Origin of the sequence: Nocardiopsis dassonvillei (assembly GCF_964273065.1) — a bacterium.
Lineage (GTDB): Bacteria > Actinomycetota > Actinomycetes > Streptosporangiales > Streptosporangiaceae > Nocardiopsis > Nocardiopsis dassonvillei_B.
The window spans coordinates 3,667,107-3,683,735 of record NZ_OZ186815.1; the positions used below are offsets into that span (position 1 = coordinate 3,667,107).

Annotated in this window: 11 protein-coding genes, 1 tRNA gene and 2 rRNA genes; 11 read left to right on the top strand and 3 right to left on the bottom strand. The window is 68.3% G+C overall.

Annotation, left to right across the window (positions count from 1 at the left end; genetic code table 11):
* The first annotated feature begins 294 nt into the window (after window positions 1-294).
* From ACSUPR_RS16280 to ACSUPR_RS16290, 3 genes are all read left to right on the top strand, one after another.
* Window positions 295-3,388, top strand: a 23S ribosomal RNA gene (locus tag ACSUPR_RS16280).
* Between the two features lie 102 nt (window positions 3,389-3,490).
* A 5S ribosomal RNA gene (gene rrf / locus ACSUPR_RS16285) occupies window positions 3,491-3,606 on the top strand.
* Between the two features lie 652 nt (window positions 3,607-4,258).
* On the top strand, window positions 4,259-5,536 hold the full coding sequence (locus tag ACSUPR_RS16290; RefSeq protein WP_436885469.1) for an IS256 family transposase: 1,278 nt from the start codon (window positions 4,259-4,261) through the stop codon (window positions 5,534-5,536).
* A 1,635-nt stretch (window positions 5,537-7,171) separates the two neighbouring features.
* On the opposite strand, the gene ACSUPR_RS16295 is transcribed toward ACSUPR_RS16290, so the two are convergent.
* Complete coding sequence (locus ACSUPR_RS16295; RefSeq protein ID WP_436885470.1) at window positions 7,172-7,480, bottom strand: hypothetical protein; 309 nt, start codon at window positions 7,478-7,480, stop codon at window positions 7,172-7,174.
* A gap of 258 nt (window positions 7,481-7,738) precedes the next feature.
* Between ACSUPR_RS16295 and ACSUPR_RS16300 the strand changes: the two genes are divergently transcribed.
* The 6 genes from ACSUPR_RS16300 (at window position 7,739) to ACSUPR_RS16325 (ending at window position 13,620) form a co-directional block, all read left to right on the top strand.
* The gene (locus ACSUPR_RS16300; protein WP_436885471.1) at window positions 7,739-8,557 is read left to right on the top strand and encodes a helix-turn-helix domain-containing protein; all 819 of its coding nucleotides are present in this window, start codon (window positions 7,739-7,741) and stop codon (window positions 8,555-8,557) included.
* Between the two features lie 100 nt (window positions 8,558-8,657).
* On the top strand, window positions 8,658-8,780 hold the full coding sequence (locus ACSUPR_RS16305) for a DLW-39 family protein (RefSeq protein WP_218619584.1): 123 nt from the start codon (window positions 8,658-8,660) through the stop codon (window positions 8,778-8,780).
* A gap of 194 nt (window positions 8,781-8,974) precedes the next feature.
* Window positions 8,975-9,047 (top strand) — tRNA-Ala (locus ACSUPR_RS16310).
* Between the two features lie 822 nt (window positions 9,048-9,869).
* Window positions 9,870-10,244: a YciI family protein gene (locus ACSUPR_RS16315; protein WP_436885472.1), complete on the top strand. Its 375-nt coding sequence runs from the start codon at window positions 9,870-9,872 to the stop codon at window positions 10,242-10,244.
* Between the two features lie 2,131 nt (window positions 10,245-12,375).
* Entirely contained in the window at window positions 12,376-12,705 is a 330-nt protein-coding gene (locus ACSUPR_RS16320) for a WhiB family transcriptional regulator (RefSeq protein ID WP_436885473.1), read from the top strand.
* Window positions 12,706-13,029: 324 nt separating this feature from the next.
* A complete protein-coding gene (locus tag ACSUPR_RS16325) occupies window positions 13,030-13,620 on the top strand; it encodes a DUF1707 and DUF4870 domain-containing protein (protein WP_436885474.1) in 591 nt (196 codons plus the stop codon).
* A gap of 113 nt (window positions 13,621-13,733) precedes the next feature.
* Here the strand turns inward: ACSUPR_RS16325 and ACSUPR_RS16330 are convergent, their stop codons facing one another.
* Window positions 13,734-14,327: a hypothetical protein gene (locus ACSUPR_RS16330; RefSeq protein ID WP_436885475.1), complete on the bottom strand. Its 594-nt coding sequence runs from the start codon at window positions 14,325-14,327 to the stop codon at window positions 13,734-13,736.
* 310 nt (window positions 14,328-14,637) lie between these two features.
* On the opposite strand from ACSUPR_RS16330, the gene ACSUPR_RS16335 reads away from it, so the two are divergent.
* The gene (locus tag ACSUPR_RS16335; protein ID WP_436885476.1) at window positions 14,638-15,162 is read left to right on the top strand and encodes a peptidylprolyl isomerase; all 525 of its coding nucleotides are present in this window, start codon (window positions 14,638-14,640) and stop codon (window positions 15,160-15,162) included.
* A 67-nt stretch (window positions 15,163-15,229) separates the two neighbouring features.
* Complete coding sequence (locus ACSUPR_RS16340) at window positions 15,230-16,138, top strand: rhomboid family intramembrane serine protease (RefSeq protein WP_436885477.1); 909 nt, start codon at window positions 15,230-15,232, stop codon at window positions 16,136-16,138.
* 163 nt (window positions 16,139-16,301) lie between these two features.
* Here the strand turns inward: ACSUPR_RS16340 and ACSUPR_RS16345 are convergent, their stop codons facing one another.
* The gene (locus ACSUPR_RS16345) at window positions 16,302-16,556 is read right to left on the bottom strand and encodes a cell division protein CrgA (protein WP_436885478.1); all 255 of its coding nucleotides are present in this window, start codon (window positions 16,554-16,556) and stop codon (window positions 16,302-16,304) included.
* Between the last annotated feature and the right edge of the window lie 73 nt (window positions 16,557-16,629).

The window sequence follows — 16,629 nt, forward strand, 5'->3', positions numbered from 1 at the left end:
GGTTGATCTGTGGTGTTCCGGTGGGATTGGTTGTAATGGATTGGTCGGACTTCACCTCCAAGGGTCCTAGAAGCCTTGGAGGGCGCGTTGTTGGGTGTCTGAGGAAGCAACCCTTGTGGTTGGTTCCCGCGGACCGCCTCTGAGAACTCTCAGAAGCCTGTGGGCCTGGTTCCCTTGTCTCCGCTGTGTGCGGGGGTGGGGGTTCTCGGTTGTCCGGGTGGGTGAGTGGTAGCAGGGTATGCGGTTGGTGTTTTGATTTGTGAATAGTGTGCGCGAGCATCTTGTTATCTGTAGTGGCCAAGTGATAGTGGCATACGGTGGATGCCTTGGCACCAGGCGCCGATGAAGGACGTGGGAGGCCGCGATAGGCCACGGGGAGCTGTCAACCGAGCTTTGATCCGTGGGTGTCCGAATGGGGAAACCTAGCCCGAGTTGTATCGGGTTGCCGCCGCCTGAATGTATAGGGCGGTTGGTGGTGACGCGGGGAAGTGAAACATCTCAGTACCCGTAGGAAGAGTAAACAACAGTGATTCTCCTAGTAGTGGTGAGCGAACGGGGAAGAGGCTAAACCGTGCGCGTGTGATAGACGGCAGTCGTTGCGTGTGCGGGGTTGTGGGGCGTGTCTTTTCGGGTCTGCCGGCCCGGAGCACTAGTGGTCAGAGCTAGCTGAATCCGTTGGGAAGCGGTACCGGAGTGGGTGAGAGTCCCGTAGGTGAAGGTTCTGATCAGGTGTTGACGCTGTCCCCGAGTAGCGCGGAGCCCGAGGAATTCCGTGTGAATCTGGCAGGACCACCTGCTAAGCCAAAATACGTCCTGGTGACCGATAGTGCACTAGTACCGTGAGGGAAAGGTGAAAAGTGCCCCGGTGAGGGGTCGTGAAATAGTACCTGAAACCGTGTGCTGTCAAGCCGTCAGAGCTGGATCTTGTGTCTGGTGATGGCGTGCCTTTTGAAGAATGAGCCTGCGAGTCATGGTGTGTGGCGAGGTTAACCCGGGTGGGGTAGCCGTAGGGAAACCGAGTCTGAATAGGGCGTTTGAGTCGCATGCTGTGGACCCGAAGCGGAGTGATCTACCCATGTCCAGGGTGAAGCGGGGGTAAGACCTCGTGGAGGCCCGAACCCACCAGGGTTGAAAACCTGGGGGATGAGGTGTGGGTAGGGGTGAAAGGCCAATCAAACTCCGTGATAGCTGGTTCTCCCCGAAATGCATTTAGGTGCAGCGTTGCGTGTTTCTTGCCGGAGGTAGAGCTACTGTTTGGCTGATGGGCCCGACAAGGTTACTGACGTCAGACAAACTCCGAATGCCGGTTAAGTGAAGCGTGGCAGTGAGACTGCGGGGGATAAGCTTCGTAGTCGAGAGGGAAACAGCCCAGATCATCAGCTAAGGCCCCTAAGCGTGTGCTAAGTGGGAAAGGTTGTGGAGTTGCTGAGACAACCAGGAGGTTGGCTTAGAAGCAGCCATCCTTTAAAGAGTGCGTAATAGCTCACTGGTCAAGTGGTTCTGCGCCGATAATGTAGCGGGGCTTAAGCACACCGCCGAAGCTGTGGAGCCCGGTTTTTGCCGGGTTGGTAGGGGAGCGTCGTGCGTTCGGTGAAGCCGCCGAGTGATCGTGTGGTGGAGGGCGTGCGAGTGAGAATGCAGGCATGAGTAGCGAAAGCAACGTGAGAAACGTTGCCGCCGATTGACTAAGGGTTCCTGGGGCAGGTTAATCCGCCCAGGGTGAGTCTGGACCTAAGGCGAGGCCGACAGGCGTAGTCGATGGATAACGGGTTGATATTCCCGTACCCGTGCACGAGCGCCCAGTATCGAATCAGGTGATGCTAACCACGCTGGTGGGTTTCCGGTCCTTCGGGACTGGTTGCTTTACCGGTCTGGGATCCGAGCTTGTAGTAGGTAAGTGATGGGGTGACGCAGGAGGGTAGCTCTACCCGGCGGTGGTTGTCCGGGGGTAAGCGTGTAGGCTGGGGGGTTGGTAAATCCGCCTCCCGTGAAGGCTGAGACGTGATGCGGAGCCGTTTTAGGCGAAGTGAGTGATCCCATGCTGTCGAGAAAAGCCTCTAGCGAGTTCGTGAGCGGCCAGTACCCTAAACCGACGCAGGTGGTCAGGTAGAGAATACCGAGGCGTTCGGGTGAACCATGGTTAAGGAACTCGGCAAATTGTCCCCGTAACTTTGGGAGAAGGGGAGCCCTGTCTGGTGAAGGCCTTCGCGGCTGGAGCTGGGTGGGGTCGCAGATAGCGGGGGGAAGCGACTGTTTATTAAAAACACAGGTCCGTGCGAAGTCGTAAGACGCTGTATACGGACTGACGCCTGCCCGGTGCTGGAACGTTAAGAGGACCGGTCAATGGGGGTTCGCCCCTGTGAAGCTGGGAATCTAAGCGCCAGTAAACGGCGGTGGTAACTATAACCATCCTAAGGTAGCGAAATTCCTTGTCGGGTAAGTTCCGACCTGCACGAATGGCGTAACGACTTCCCCACTGTCTCAACCATGGGCCCGGTGAAATTGCACTACGAGTAAAGATGCTCGTTTCGCGCAGCAGGACGGAAAGACCCCGGGACCTTCACTATAGCTTGACATTGGTGTTTGGGATGGTTTGTGTAGGATAGGTGGGAGCCGGTGAAGCTATCACGCTAGTGGTGGTGGAGGCGTTGGTGAAATACCACTCTGACTGTTTCGGGCATCTAACCTTGGGCCGTGATCCGGTTCGGGGACAGTGTCTGGTGGGTAGTTTAACTGGGGCGGTTGCCTCCCAAAGAGTAACGGAGGCGCCCAAAGGTTCCCTCAGCCTGGTTGGTAATCAGGTGTTGAGTGTAAGTGCACAAGGGAGCTTGACTGTGAGACGGACGTGTCGAGCAGGAGCGAAAGCTGGGACTAGTGATCCGGCACCGGCGTGTGGAAGCGGTGTCGCTCAACGGCTAAAAGGTACCCCGGGGATAACAGGCTGATCTTCCCCAAGAGTCCATATCGACGGGATGGTTTGGCACCTCGATGTCGGCTCGTCGCATCCTGGGGCTGGAGTTGGTCCCAAGGGTTGGGCTGTTCGCCCATTAAAGCGGCACGCGAGCTGGGTTTAGAACGTCGTGAGACAGTTCGGTCCCTATCCGCTGTGCGCGTTGGAGACTTGAGAAGGGCTGTCCCTAGTACGAGAGGACCGGGACGGACGAACCTCTGGTGTGCCAGTTGTCCTGCCAAGGGCATGGCTGGTTGGCTACGTTCGGGAGGGATAACCGCTGAAAGCATCTAAGCGGGAAGCTTGCTTCGAGATGAGGTCTCCTGCCTCCTTTGAGAGGGTAAGGCTCCCTATAGACGATGGGGTTGATAGGCCGGGTGTGGAAGCCTTGTGAGGGGTGGAGCTGACCGGTACTAATAGGCCGAGGGCTTGTCCGCTGCAGATAATTGGGTGCTCGCGCATACGTTTCACATAGCTGGTGGAAATGTTTCCCGGCTTCGGGGCTCTTTGTTGGGGTTTCGGGGTGTGGGTGTTGGTTTCCGTGGTGGTTATGGTGGGAGGGTCACACCCGGTTACATTCCGAACCCGGTCGTTAAGTCTCCTTGCGCTGATGGTACTGCCCTGTGGTGGGGTGGGAGAGTAGGTTGCTGCCACGGTTTTTTGTTGGGGGTTGAGGCCCGTCTCTGGTGAGGCGGGCCTCCCTTCGTTGGTGGGGTTGTTGTGGGGGTTGCCTGGGGGCGGCCCCCCTTTTTTTGTTTTGGGTGTGGGTGGGTGTTTCTCGGCCCGGGCTTCAGGGGGTTTCCCGTCGGACCGGGGTCCTCGGCCACAGCCGGAAAGCATCGCTTGGACCTCCGCCGCAGGGGGTGAAGGCCGCAGGGGGGCTTCCCGCCCCAGGCACAGGGGGGTTGAGGGGAGGGAGAACCGGGACCTGCACCGCAGGGGGTGAAAGCGGGGAAGAACCTCGGCCCCGGCCCCAGGGGGGTAGGCGGACTTGGAGGTTTCCAAGAGGGTCACCCGTTGGAAAGGGCGGTCTGTGGTCGCTCCCGGCAGCAAGCGTTGGTTTCCAAAGGCTCAGCCATTTGGGAAGGTACAGACTGCGGAGCGTGGGCCCGTCCCGTCGCAGTCGGCGTGCGGCAGAGCGCCGGGCCTGGGCGTTGGGCGCACGTCCCGAGTGGTGGGGGCTTGCGGGGCGGGTGCGCGCGAGGCCTGCCCCGCCCGGCCACACAGGTCCACGGAGGAAGGGTCCGCCTGCAAACCCGCGGGGACTGTAAAGATAAGGGTGTAACTCCAAGGGGGTAGGAGTTCACCATGAGTGACAAGGCGCAGGTCAAGAAGGATACTGGCAGGTCGGACGAAGAGCTGGTCGCGGAACTGGTCGCCAAGGCCAAGGCCGAGGGCATCGACCTGGTCGGCGAGAACGGGCTGCTGTCCCGCCTGACCAAGACCACCCTGGAGAACGTCCTGCAAGCGGAGATGGACGCCCACCTGGGCTACGCCAAACACGAACGCTCCGCGCCCGGCAACGGCAGCGGCAGCGGCAACGCCCGTAACGGCACCCGCTCCAAGACCGTCACCACCGAGGCCGGCCCCGTCGAGCTCGACGTGCCCCGCGACCGCGACGGCTCCTTCGAGCCGCAGATCGTCAAGAAGCGCCAGCGCCGCCTGAACGGCGTCAACGGCATCGTGCTCTCACTCTCGGCCCGCGGCCTGACCCACGGCGAGATCTGCGCCCACCTGGCCGAGGTCTACGGGGCGAACGTGTCCAAGCAGACCATCTCCACGATCACCGACGGTGCGATGGACCGGATGGCCGAGTGGCAGAACCGGCCCCTGGACCCCGTCTACCCGGTGCTGTTCGTGGACGCCATCAACGTCAAGATCCGCGACGGCCAGGTCACCAACCGGCCCGTCTACGTCGTGCTCGGGGTGACGGCCGAGGGCGAGCGCGACATCCTGGGTCTGTGGGCGGGCGAGGGCGGTGAGGGTGCCAAGTACTGGGCGCACGTGTTCACCGAGCTGCGCAACCGCGGGGTGGCCGATGTGCTCATGCTGGTGGCCGACGGGGTCAAGGGCATGGGCGAGGCGGTCGAGGCCGTGTGGCCGCGCACGGTGCTGCAGACCTGCATCGTGCACCTGCTGCGCAACAGCTTCCGCTACGCCTCGGTCGCCGATCGGCAGAAGGTCGCCGGCGCGCTGCGGCCGGTCTACTCCGCGGCGACCGAGGAGGCCGCCCGGGAGCGGTTCGCCGAGTTCTGTTCGGTGTGGGGTGAGCGGTATCCGGCGATCGTGCGGTTGTGGGAGCAGGCGTGGGCGGAGATGGTGCCGTTCCTGGCCTTCGATGTGGAGATCCGGCGGGTCATCTGCACCACGAACGCGGTCGAGTCGATCAACGCCCGGATCCGGCGTGCGGTCAAGGCCCGGGGACACTTCCCCAACGAGCAGGCCGCGCTCAAGTGCGTGTATCTGGCGTTGATGGCGTTGGATCCGACCGGGGCGGGTGCGGTGAAGTGGGCCGGCCGGTGGAAGCGAGCGCTGAACGCGTTCGATCTGGCCTTCGACGGGCGGTTGACCGCGACACGCCAGTGACCAAGAAAAACAGTTACACCCTTAACTTGACACACCCGGTCCGCCTGGAAAGGGACGGGCCTGTCCGACCTCGCTTGTAACACCAACCACAGGCGGAGCGACCCGCACCCGAACCGCCCCGGGCACCACAGGGGGTGAAAGCCGCAGGCACCTTCCCGCCCCGGCCCCAAGGGGCGAAAGCCGCAGAGAACCTCCCACCCCTGGCCCCCGGGGTGAAGGCCGCAGAGGACCTCTCCCCGCTTGGGAACGGCCGGCACCGAACACCCGCACCGGGCCTGGCTGGGCACTCCCGGACCGATGGCGAGGGCCAGCGCTCCCTCCTCCCTCCACCCCCTGGGGGTCGGGGCGGGAAGGTGCCTGCGGCTTTCACCCCCTGTGGTGCGGGAGGGTGCTCATGGCTGGGGTTACCCCGGCTGTGGTTGGTGTTACAAGCGAGGTCGGGTGCGACCGCGGGTTTACAGGCGGACCCTTCCTCCGTGGACCTGTGTGGCCGGGCGGGGCAGGCCTCGCGCGCACCCGCCCCGTAAACCCCCACCACCCAGCACGCCCGTCGAACGCACCGGCCCGGCGCTCTGCCGCACGCCGACTGCGACGGGACGGGCCCACGCTCCGCAGTCTGTACCTTCCCAAGCGGCCGGGCTTTTGGAAACCAACGCTTGCTGCCGGGCGCCCCCACAGACCGCCCACCCCAGATGGTGACCCTCCTGGAAACCTCCAAGTCCGCCTACCCCCCTGTGTCCGGGCCGGGAAACCCTCCTGCGGCCTTCACCCCCTGGGGCGGAGGTCCAAGCAACACCCTCCGGCTGTGGCCGAGGGCCCAAGAAAAGACAACAATCCCCTGCGGCACAGGTCCCGATTCTCCCTCCCCCAACCCCCCTGTGCCCAGCCGGGAAATCCACTTGCCGCTCTCACCCCCCGGGGGCCAGGGCGGGAAGGATGACCGCGGCCCTCACCCCTCCTGTGTCCGGGACCTGGGGAACGCCCACCCCCACCCCTCGGGGCCGTATGAAGTGGTTCTCCCTCCCGACGACGCTGGACCCCGGGCAGGAGACCTCCACCCACAACAGCGTTGAAACATCAGGGAGGGCATGCACCCGGCAGGGACCCGGACAGGACGGTGGACCTGGCGGCCCTCCCCCGCCACACCCCAGGGCGGAGTGGCAGGGAGCATGCCCGCACCCGCCTACGGCCGCAGCGGCACCGCCCGCCGGCCCGCCGCCCGGAAATCCCCTCCCGGGCGCAGCGACGATCCGACCCTGCGCAACCGGCAGCCCCGGCGGCCCCGGCGGCCCCGGCGCAACCGAACACCACCGCCGGCCGGTCACCCGCCCGCGGGCATCACCCGGAGCGGGCCGTACCCCTGGAGCCGGGGGCGCACCGGAGGTGCGGGTGGCGGTAGGGGACCCGCGTGGGGCGTGGAGGATATGAGGCTGTGGTGCGGGGGATCAGTCCTCGTCGGCCTCGGGGGCCTCGATGAGCTGCCGGAGCAGCGCTACGAAGTCCTCGTCGCTCATGGCCGACCAGTCCACGTGCTCGTTCATGCTTGCGGTGTCCCCAAACTGGACACCGACTAAGCCTGCGCTAAGCGAATTGATGGGAGAAGTCTGGGTTAACTCCGCATCGTTCCAGGTCGGCTCAGATACGCCGCTGGAGGGCGCCCCGGCATTCCGGGCAGCGGCAGCGCTTGTTGTACCCCGTGACGGTGCCGTGCGGAAGGGAGGGGTCGCGCTGGGCGATCAGCGTCGAGTCGAGCTGCTCCCCGAACGGCTGCAGGATTCTGGCGGTCGAGAACACCTGTCTGGGGCTGATCTCCAGCTCCGCGGCGGCTTCGTCGATGTGCTTCCCCATCCGGAGTTTCGCGATGAGGCGGGAGCGGGTGCTCGGAGGCATCTCCGCTTCGGCGTTCGCGATCAACTGCTCGACATCGTCGATGGGGTGGCTCATGGGTTTCCTCTACGTGTGCGGGCGAGCCCGCCGGAACGGGCATCTTCTGCATCGTACGCGCTTTCCGCTGATGTGGCCCGTGTTGTCGATGGGGCTCCTGATTCCCTGTTAGGGACACTCGTCACAGATAGTGGCGGGCGACTTTCCCTCTTAATGCATCGAATCAGCCGCTCTTTTCTAGAAACTCATTGCTAGATGCTAGATGCCGTGTTTCGCTGGTCACATACCTTCGACACTCTCCGTCATTGGAACGGTGCCATGACCAGTCCCACGGTCCGCCGTCGGCGGTTGTCCGCCGAGCTCCGCCGCCATCGTGTTCAGGCGGGTCTCACCCTCAGCGATGTCGCCGAGGAACTGGAATGGTCTCCGGCGAAGCTGGGCCATATCGAGACGGGGATCCGCAAGTGGCCGTCGGTCATGGAGATCTCCGCGCTGCTGCGACTGTACGGGGTCACCGGCGGCCAGCGGGAGGCGATCCTCACCCTGGTGCGCGAGTCGCGGATGCGCCCGTGGTGGACCGAGTACGAGGACGTCCTCTCCTCGGCCTACGTGGGCAACGAGGCCGGGGCGGTCTCCCTGCGCGTGTACGGCGGGATCCTCGTGCCGGACCTGCTGCAGAGCCCCGACTACACGGCACTGGTGGGCCGCGCCCTCGGCCACGGGGAGGACGCGGTGGAGCGGATGGTCGCCGCCTACCTCAAGCGCCAGGAGGTCCTGGAGCAGGTCCGCTACCACGCGATCGTGGAGGAGGACGCCCTCCAGCGCATCTCCGGCGACCGGGGGCTGCTGCGGGCGCAGACCACCCGGATCATCGAGGCGGCCTCCGAGCGGGTCACCGTGCAGCTGCTGCCGACCTCCGCCGGGCCCCACCCCGGGATCGCCGGGCCGTTCTCGGTGCTGGAGTTCGACGAGGACGAGGCGGACCTGGCGTATGTGGAGGCCACCCAGGGAGGGACCATCGTGGAGGCGGACGAATCGGTCGCCACCTGCAAGAAGGTCTGGGCGGAACTGACCCGGATCGCCCTGTCCCCCAAAGCCTCCGTGGGGATCCTGCGGCGGATGGCGCTCCTCACTTGACGGCTTGCTAGTCTGCTAGGTGACAACCTCATAAAGTTCTCTACGGAGCCCTCCTGCGGGGGCTTCCCGAACGAATCGGATCAACGAAAGGGTCCAGACAGTGAAGAAGATCATCGTTCTGGCGCTGGTGGCCCTCGGGGCTTTCGCCATCTACCGCAAGATCCAGGCGGACCGTGCCGAGCTCGACCTGTGGACCGAGGCCACGGCGGCCGGCGAGAACTGAGTCGGCACGGCGCGGCGCGCGCCGTCCGGTGCCGGTGCGTCACACGAAGACGTGGGTGGGCCGATGTTCCCGTGGTGCGGCCCACGGCTTTGTGTCGTTCGACCCCTGGCCCACGGCCCCCGCGGTCGTGATCCGGGGTGCGCCCTGGTGAGGGTATGCTCTGCGTAGCGACCGGGCCTGGTACCGGGGTGCGAGGGGCCATAGCTCAGCTGGCAGAGCGCCGGTTTTGCATACCGGAGGTCAGGGGTTCGACTCCCCTTGGCTCCACAGCGGATAACAGCAGGTCAGACGTAGTGCACGGGGACTCCTTCGGGGGTCCCCGTTCTCTGTTCCCGGGCCCTGGAACGGATTCGGAACGGATGGGCACGGGCGGCACCGGTCATGCCGCCCGCACGAGCGCAGGGGCGCGTTTCGCCGCCATCCGGCCGGCCGCCTCGTCGAGGGGAGCAGGGAACAGGGGTGCCCGTGCGGGTCGGGCGACATCGTCGCCGACCTGTGACCGGGCGGACCCCCGGCCCCCGCGTCGGCCGCGGCCGGGGAACGCGGCGGTCGGCGGTGCCGGGTCCCGGTACCTCCTGCCGGTGACCGGTCCCGGTCCCGGTGCCGTCCGGGCCGGGGGCGGTGGGCACCGCGTCCCGAGGTGCTTCGCGCGGTGCCCGGGTCGGCACGGGCCCGGGCTTCTCGTGCGGAGGGTGCGCCCCTTCCCGGTCACGTCCACGCCCGGCCCCCGCGCGGCGGAGACCGTCCCCTGTCCGTGGGCTTCCTGGGGCGCACCGGGCCCCGTTCCGGCGCACCGCCCGTGCCCGGCGCCCCCTCCGGCCGGGCGGCGGCGCGCACCCCAGGAGAGGTCGGGGTCGGCGCCGCGACCCCCCATCCCCGGACACCCGTCCCACCCGCTCTCCGCCCCACCCGCCCCCGTCCGAGGCGGGGGACGCCGGCCCGGGGGCGCGGCCCGGGAGACTTTCGGTCCTCGTCAAAAGGCTGGTCGCCCCGTTCCGCTTCGACGAAGGTGGTGTCCACGGGAGGACGGTCGCACGGATCCGCCGACGGATCCCTCCGAGCGGCCGTTACCGGGAAAGGGAGCCGACCATGCCGCAGTACTTCCTCACCATGCCGCACGACACCGCCGACGAGCCGACGATGGAGTCGATGCAGGAGATGGACCCCGCCGAGCTGGAGGCCGTGATGGCCGCCGTCGAGGCCTTCAACACCGCGCTCAACGAGGCCGGCGCCTTCGTCCACGCCGGAGGGCTCCACCCGCCCTCGACCGCGATCACCGTCGACGCCACCGGTCCCGAGGTGGAGCACACGCCCGGCCCGTTCGTCGACGCCACCGAGTACGTCGGCGGCTTCTGGATCATCGACGCCCCGGACGAGCGGACCGCGGTCGGCTGGGCCGAGCGGTGCTCCGCCGCCCTGCGGTCGCGCATCGAGGTCCGCGCCCTCCAGGAAGCGCCCGAATAGGCCCCTGGCGGCGACCCGGCGGCCCCCGTGGAGGGAGCCGCCGCGGGCGGGCCCCGGCCCCGCTCCTCCGGGTCAGCCCCACCGCACGCCCCGGAGGAGGTCCTCGGGGCGTTGCAGCACACGGCCGGCGTGCCGCCGTTCACGGCCCCGCGGGCGAGCCGCTGGACGGGAACGCCCGGGTCGAAGCCCGAGCGCTCCAGGACCAGGAGGCTCCCCTCCTTTCGGCCCGCAGCGTCCATGGCATCTCGGCGGTCATGGCGGAGGGGGCGGCTCGGCCCGGCTGATGCGCAGAAGGCGGGGCGGATCGACCTCCGGATCTCGCAGACGACGGTCCCGGGGGACCCGGTCCGGTCCACGGGCCGGGCGCGGAAGGTGGAGGCGTGCCCCGCCCCGGGCCTGGGCTCCGGGCATCGGCCACCGCGCCAGGAGTTCCGGCGTGGCCGGCGCGGGCCGGAGCCTCTGCGGCGGGCGGGGGAGAACCGGCCGACGTGGACGGAGCGCAGGTCCTCAGCCGCCCTCGTCCACCCGGTCGAGGACGTCGCCGAGGGCGTTCATCCGGTCGCGCCCGAACCGTTGGTACGGGGTGGGCCGGTCCGCCGGGTCCTCCAGGGGCCGGGCGGTGACCCGTTACAGGCTCTGGCGCCCGTCCCGGGGCTTGTCCGCCAGGCCCCTCCCCCGCAGGGCCCGCAGGTGCCCGGAAACGCCCGGCCGACCCATGTCGAACACGGCCGCCGGCCCTCTGCTCCCCCTCCGGCAGCGCGTCGGGATCTCGCGGCGGGCGGGGCCGGCGAGGGCGCCGAGGAGCCGGTCCGGCGGGGTGCTCCCGGTGCGGGGGCGGGGACGGGTGCTCCGGCCCGGGAGCACGTATCCCATCGCCGCCGGGGCCGGAGAGCGTCGCCTGGAGGACCCACGGCATGCCGTCGGGCCCCGCCGCGGCCGCGCCCGCAACGCGCAGGCGCGCCATGCCGGCGCCGGGGTCCGAGCCGACCGGTGTCGGTCCCGGCCGCCCCCGGCGTTCGTGCCGGGGAAGGGCCGGTGCAGCACCGGCGTGGATCCGACGCGGGGCCGACTTCCGGCCGGCGGTCCTCGCCGAAGGCCCGGACCGCCTCGGCCCCGAGTCCGAGCGCGCCCCGGCGGAACCCCGGCGCCCCGTCCTGGTCGGAGACGAACACGGCCGCGGTCCCCACCGCGTTCACCGCCATGCGGCCACGTTGTACGGGAAAACCCTGAGAGCCGAGCGGGTGCACTCCCGCGCGCCGGGGGTGCGGGTGTGCGCGGATCGGGCCGTGGTGTGCCGGCGTTCGGCGTGGCCCGCCCGGGCTCCGCCCTCCCCGGACGGGGCCCTCGCCGTCCTCGGGGAGCCCCCGGGGACGGGCCCTACCGGAGGCCGGTCCGGCGCGGGGGTTTCGGGCTGGTCGCACCCGGGTCCAGGGTGACGTGTGTTCTCTCCTGCCAGCCTTATCCGAATTCATCGTTGCTGGAGCTTTTGGCGGATAGGCGTGAAAAGGGAGTGTTGGGGACCCGCGTCACGATCGAATAGGGACTTCCTGCGCGAAGTGTCGCGGATCCTTTTGGTTACCAATGGGTAGGACCGGAGTGCCCCCGGTGGTGTGCGAAATGCGTGACCTGCGGGGTTGCGGAGTGTGTGTGCCACGGCGGCCGCATAGTCCGTTCGGGGGATGCGACGGCCGGGTGGCCCGCTTCGGCGGGGTCTGTCCGACCCGGGACGAACGCCCGTCGGCCATGGTGAAACCGCAGGTCATCCGGCTTGTCGTGGAATGGTGCGGCTGGAGTGTTTCGCTAGGGTCACAGTAGTCCCCTTCTCTGATGTGGTGTAACTCTCCGTGTGTGTATGATGACACTCCATCTAGGTGCAATGGTCCTACTGGGCCATATGAGAAATAGGCCAGTTGGGGTCTGTTGGTGAACTGAGACGGTCCGTAGTTTCGACACCAGCGACAACGAGGAAGACAGCGCGCCGAAACGATCGACCCCCGAAGTCGGCCCGGGCGGCCCCCCGTCCGGATACGTTCCCGCCCTCGGATTCGGCCCGCGTCCTCCTCCCCCCGCCGGTGCTGCCGGCCGGCGGGTTTCCGATCACCACACATGCTGATCTTGGGAGTGGGGCAACATGTGGAATGAGAAGATGGCGGCCCGTGCCAAATGCCGGGAGATCGACCCGGACGCCCTGTTCGTCCAGGGCGCCGCGCAGAACCGCGCCAAGCTGATCTGCCGGGGCTGCCCGGTCCGTACCCAATGCCTCGCCGAGGCGCTGGACAGCCGCATCGAGTTCGGTGTCTGGGGAGGCATGACCGAACGCGAGCGGCGCGCCCTGCTGCGGCGGCGCAAGGACGTCACCAGCTGGTACGACCTGCTGACCAGCGCCGAGCGCCGCTACGAGCAGGAGCAGGACCGCCAGGAGGCGGCCGGCGGGGCCGACCCCGTCCCCGCGCACCACTAGCGCACGGGGCCGCGGAGGAGAGGACGCGGCCCGAACCCCAGGCGCCGGACACGGCGCGGGGGCCGGGGAGGGGAGAGCCCCGGCGGGGAACGTGCGCGGCCGCCGGCCGCGCGGGAGAGACGGTCCCCACCCCCTACGAAGGTCTGGGTCCGCGCCCGTCGGAGTCCGCCGTCGGGAGGAGACGCGGATCAGGGGAGGATCAGGGACGATCCCGATACCGGGACGCTCCCCCGTGGCGCATCATGGAGGGAGTGCGGCCGTCGCGGTCGCACTCCCGAGCGCAGGGGGAGAGGGAAAGTGGCCGTGCAGGAACCCCAGCACCCCGTGAGGCGTCCGTGGGAGCCACCACAGCCCCAGATCCGGCTGACCCACGCCGACCGGGACGCGGTGGCCGAGGTCCTCCGGGACGCCTACGGCAAGGGACAGCTCAACGAGGACGAGTTCGAGGAGCGCCTCGACCAGGCCATGCGGGCCAAGTACGGGGCCGAACTCGAACCCCTCACCCAGGACCTGGGGATGACACCCCGCGGAGGGCCCGCCGCCCCGGCAGCGGCCCGCAGCGGGGAGGGCGGTCCGCCCCCGAGCACGGCGGCGGAGCGCGTGGTCGCCGGAGTCGGCCACGCGGGCAACTACTTCTTCCCGATCGTCGCCCCGCTGGTCCTGTTCCTGGGCGCCAACAACATCTCTCCGTACGTCCGGCGCCAGGCGCTGGAATCGCTCAACTTCCAGCTGGCCTGCCTGATCGGCTCCGTGCTGAGCCTGCTGACCATCTGGCTGGTCATCCCGGCGTTCTTCCTGCTGGCCATCCTGCTGGGCTGGGCCGTCCTCCCGGCCATCGGCACCATCGCCGCCCTGCTGGGCAAGGACTGGCGCTACCCCCTGCCCGACCGGTTCCGCCTCGTCAAGGACGAATAGGAACCGCTCCCGGGGAGCACGGAGCCCGGTCCGCCCTCCGGCGGACGCCGGGAACGGGTGGAGGGGGCGCGGCCGGGACCACGTCGTCCCGGCCCGCCACCCACCGGTCCGTGCTACTTGCCGGGGCGGCCGTTCTCCTTCGAGCGGTCACCCGCGGTGGCCTTGACGGCCTCCTTGGTGTCCTTCGCCTTGTCCGCGGCGGCACCGGCGGCCTTGCCGGTCTTCTCCGCGGCCTTCTCGGCGGCCTTGCCGACCTTCTCCTCCAGGTTCTCCCGGGTCTCCCGGACCTGCTCGCGGGCCTGGTCCAGGTGCTCCTGCCACTCGGCGTCCTGCGACGCCTGGCGCATCCGGATCAGGGAGTACACGATCACACCGCCCACCAGGGCGGCGCCCCCGACCAGGACACCGCGGGGGACGCGGCGTCCGCCCAGCCCGCGCCGTGCGGGCTTGGGGTCGACCCGCTGGGCGGCCGCCGTGAGCAGCCCGACCACGCGGGGGGCCACGGTGTCCTCGACCCGGTGGGCCGCGGTCTCCAGCCGGGGCGCGGTCCAGCCTCGGGCCTGGAGGAGCGTCCGGGCCGCCTGCTCACGGGCCTGGTCCGCGTACGGACCGAACCGGTCGGCCTGGTCCTTGGCCAGGACCTGCAGTCGGGCGAGGGCCACCTCGGCCTCCTTGCGTGCCTTGCGACGGTTGGCAGTGGTAGGCACGTCGTCAGCTCCTTCGGTCGTTCACCGATTTCATACGGTCACACCCGGAGCGGCGACGGTCGGTGCCGACGGCTCGCATCCGGGCCTCCCGTCGTCCTTCCCCGTTATCCGGGTGTTATCTCAACATACGTCCTCTCCGTCGGCGATCGGCGTTTCGACACCGCCGACGGGGTACGCCGCAGAACACGGGACGATGCGGGCGTACCGTGAGGTAGAGGATGTTCTCCACGGTCCTGTCGGGTTCCTCCTAACCTGCCGGGCCGGACGGGTAACGTGATCACGTCAAAGAAGTCGACCGAAAGGCACTCAGGTGTCGGACTCCAAGGCTCAGCCGACCGCTCGGCTGAACACCTCCAAGGGAAGCATCGTCATCCGGCTCTTCGAGGAGGAGGCGCCCGAGACGGTCGCCAACTTCATCGGCCTGGCCGACGGCTCCAAGCAGTGGATGGACCCCGCCACCGGCAAGCCCGGCAAGGGCAGCCTCTACGAGGGCACGATCTTCCACCGGGTCATCGAGGGCTTCATGATCCAGGGCGGCGACCCGCTGGGCAGCGGACGCGGCGGCCCCGGCTACACGTTCGACGACGAGATCCACCCGAGCCTGCGCTTCGACCGCCCCTACCTGCTGGCCATGGCCAACGCGGGCCCGGGCACCAACGGCTCCCAGTTCTTCATCACCGTCGAGAAGCCCTACTGGCTCGACGGCCGCCACACCATCTTCGGCGAGGTCGTCGAGGGTGAGGAGATCGTCCAGCAGATCTCCCAGGTGGAGACCGACGCCCAGGACCGCCCCCGGCAGGACGTCGTGATCAACAGCATCGAGATCACCCGCTGACCGGCTTCCACGGGGGCACGGCGGCACCGATGGGCACACGGCAGCGCACAGGAGGAAGACCCGGACCATGACCGCCTCTCCCCCGCCGCCCGGAGCGGATCCGGGACCGCAGCGGCCCACCCGGCGCACCTGCTACCGCCATCCCGACCGGGCGACGGGGCTGTCGTGCACCCGGTGCGACCGGCCCATCTGCCCGGACTGCATGACGGCGGCGTCGGTGGGGCAGCACTGCCCCGAGTGCGTGGCGGAGGGCAACCGCCGGGTGCGCAGGACCCGCACCGTGTTCGGCGGCGGCGCCGTCACCGCGCCGTACGTCACCTGGGCGATCCTGGGGCTGATGGGCGTCGGCTACGTCGCCCAGATGCTCACCGCGGGCTCGCCGCTCGGCACGGCGGGTTCACCGCTGGTGGAGCGGCTGGGCATGTGGGGCGGCGGCGTGGCCTTCCGCGGGGAGTGGTACCGGCTCATCACCTCGGCGTTCCTGCACGCCGGGCTGTGGCACATCCTGTTCAACGGGTGGGCCATGTACGCCCTGGGGCCGCAGCTGGAGCGGTGGCTGGGCCACGGGCGCTTCCTGGCGCTGTGGGTGCTGGGCGCGCTGGGCGGGTCGGCGCTGACCCTGCTGGCGGCCCCGGACACGCTGTCCATCGGCGCCTCGGGGGCGATCTTCGCGCTCTTCGGGGCGGTGTTCGTGATCGGCCGCAGGCTCGGTCTGGACGTCCGGATGGTGGCGCTGCTGATCGGGATCAACCTCGTCATCACGTTCGTGTTCCCGAGCATCTCCTGGACCGCCCACCTGGGCGGGCTGGCCGTGGGCCTGCTCCTGGGGGCGGTCTACGCCCACCTGCCCGGCGGATCGGCCTCCCCGCGCACCCGGAACCTCGTCCACATCGGGGCGATGGCCGTGCTCGGGGCGGTGCTGGCGGCACTGGTGCTCGTGTCCCCCGTGCTCCTGGCGGCCCTGTACACCGGTTGAGGCCGCGGTACGGCGAAGGCCCCCGGAGCGGTGCTCCGGGGGCCTTCGTGCATCCGCGGCCGGCCCGATCCGTCCGCGGGCGAGCACGGGGGAGAGCCGTCCGAGCTGCGGACGGCCCGCGATCACGAGGGTGCCGGCTCCCGAGGGAGCGGCGTGCCGGGGGTCAGTGCCAGCGGGTGGACAGGATGATGGCCACGATGATGCCGGAGAAGCCGATGGCCAGGTTCCAGTTGCCGAGGTCCTGCATGTAGGGCACGTACTGGCCCGCGATGTAGAAGACCGCGATCCACAGGATGCCCAGGACGAAGAAGCCGAGCATGGCCGGGACCAGCCACCTGGGGCTGACCTTGGGCTTCTCCTTCGAAGGAGGCGGCGTGTAGACGACCTTCTTCTTGCGATCGTTGCGGGACTTGGGCACGGTCGCTGCTCCAGTACGGGTGGGGCCGGTCAGAACGGAAACACAGTCTACGCCCAGCACGGGGCCCGGTGTC

Coding starts and splice junctions, on each gene's coding strand:
- ACSUPR_RS16290 (WP_436885469.1), top strand. CDS start 4,259: ATGAGTGACAAGGCGCAGGTCAAGAAGGATACTGGCAGGTCGGACGAA.
- ACSUPR_RS16295 (WP_436885470.1), bottom strand. CDS start 7,480: ATGAGCCACCCCATCGACGATGTCGAGCAGTTGATCGCGAACGCCGAA.
- ACSUPR_RS16300 (WP_436885471.1), top strand. CDS start 7,739: ATGACCAGTCCCACGGTCCGCCGTCGGCGGTTGTCCGCCGAGCTCCGC.
- ACSUPR_RS16315 (WP_436885472.1), top strand. CDS start 9,870: ATGCCGCAGTACTTCCTCACCATGCCGCACGACACCGCCGACGAGCCG.
- ACSUPR_RS16320 (WP_436885473.1), top strand. CDS start 12,376: ATGTGGAATGAGAAGATGGCGGCCCGTGCCAAATGCCGGGAGATCGAC.
- ACSUPR_RS16340 (WP_436885477.1), top strand. CDS start 15,230: ATGACCGCCTCTCCCCCGCCGCCCGGAGCGGATCCGGGACCGCAGCGG.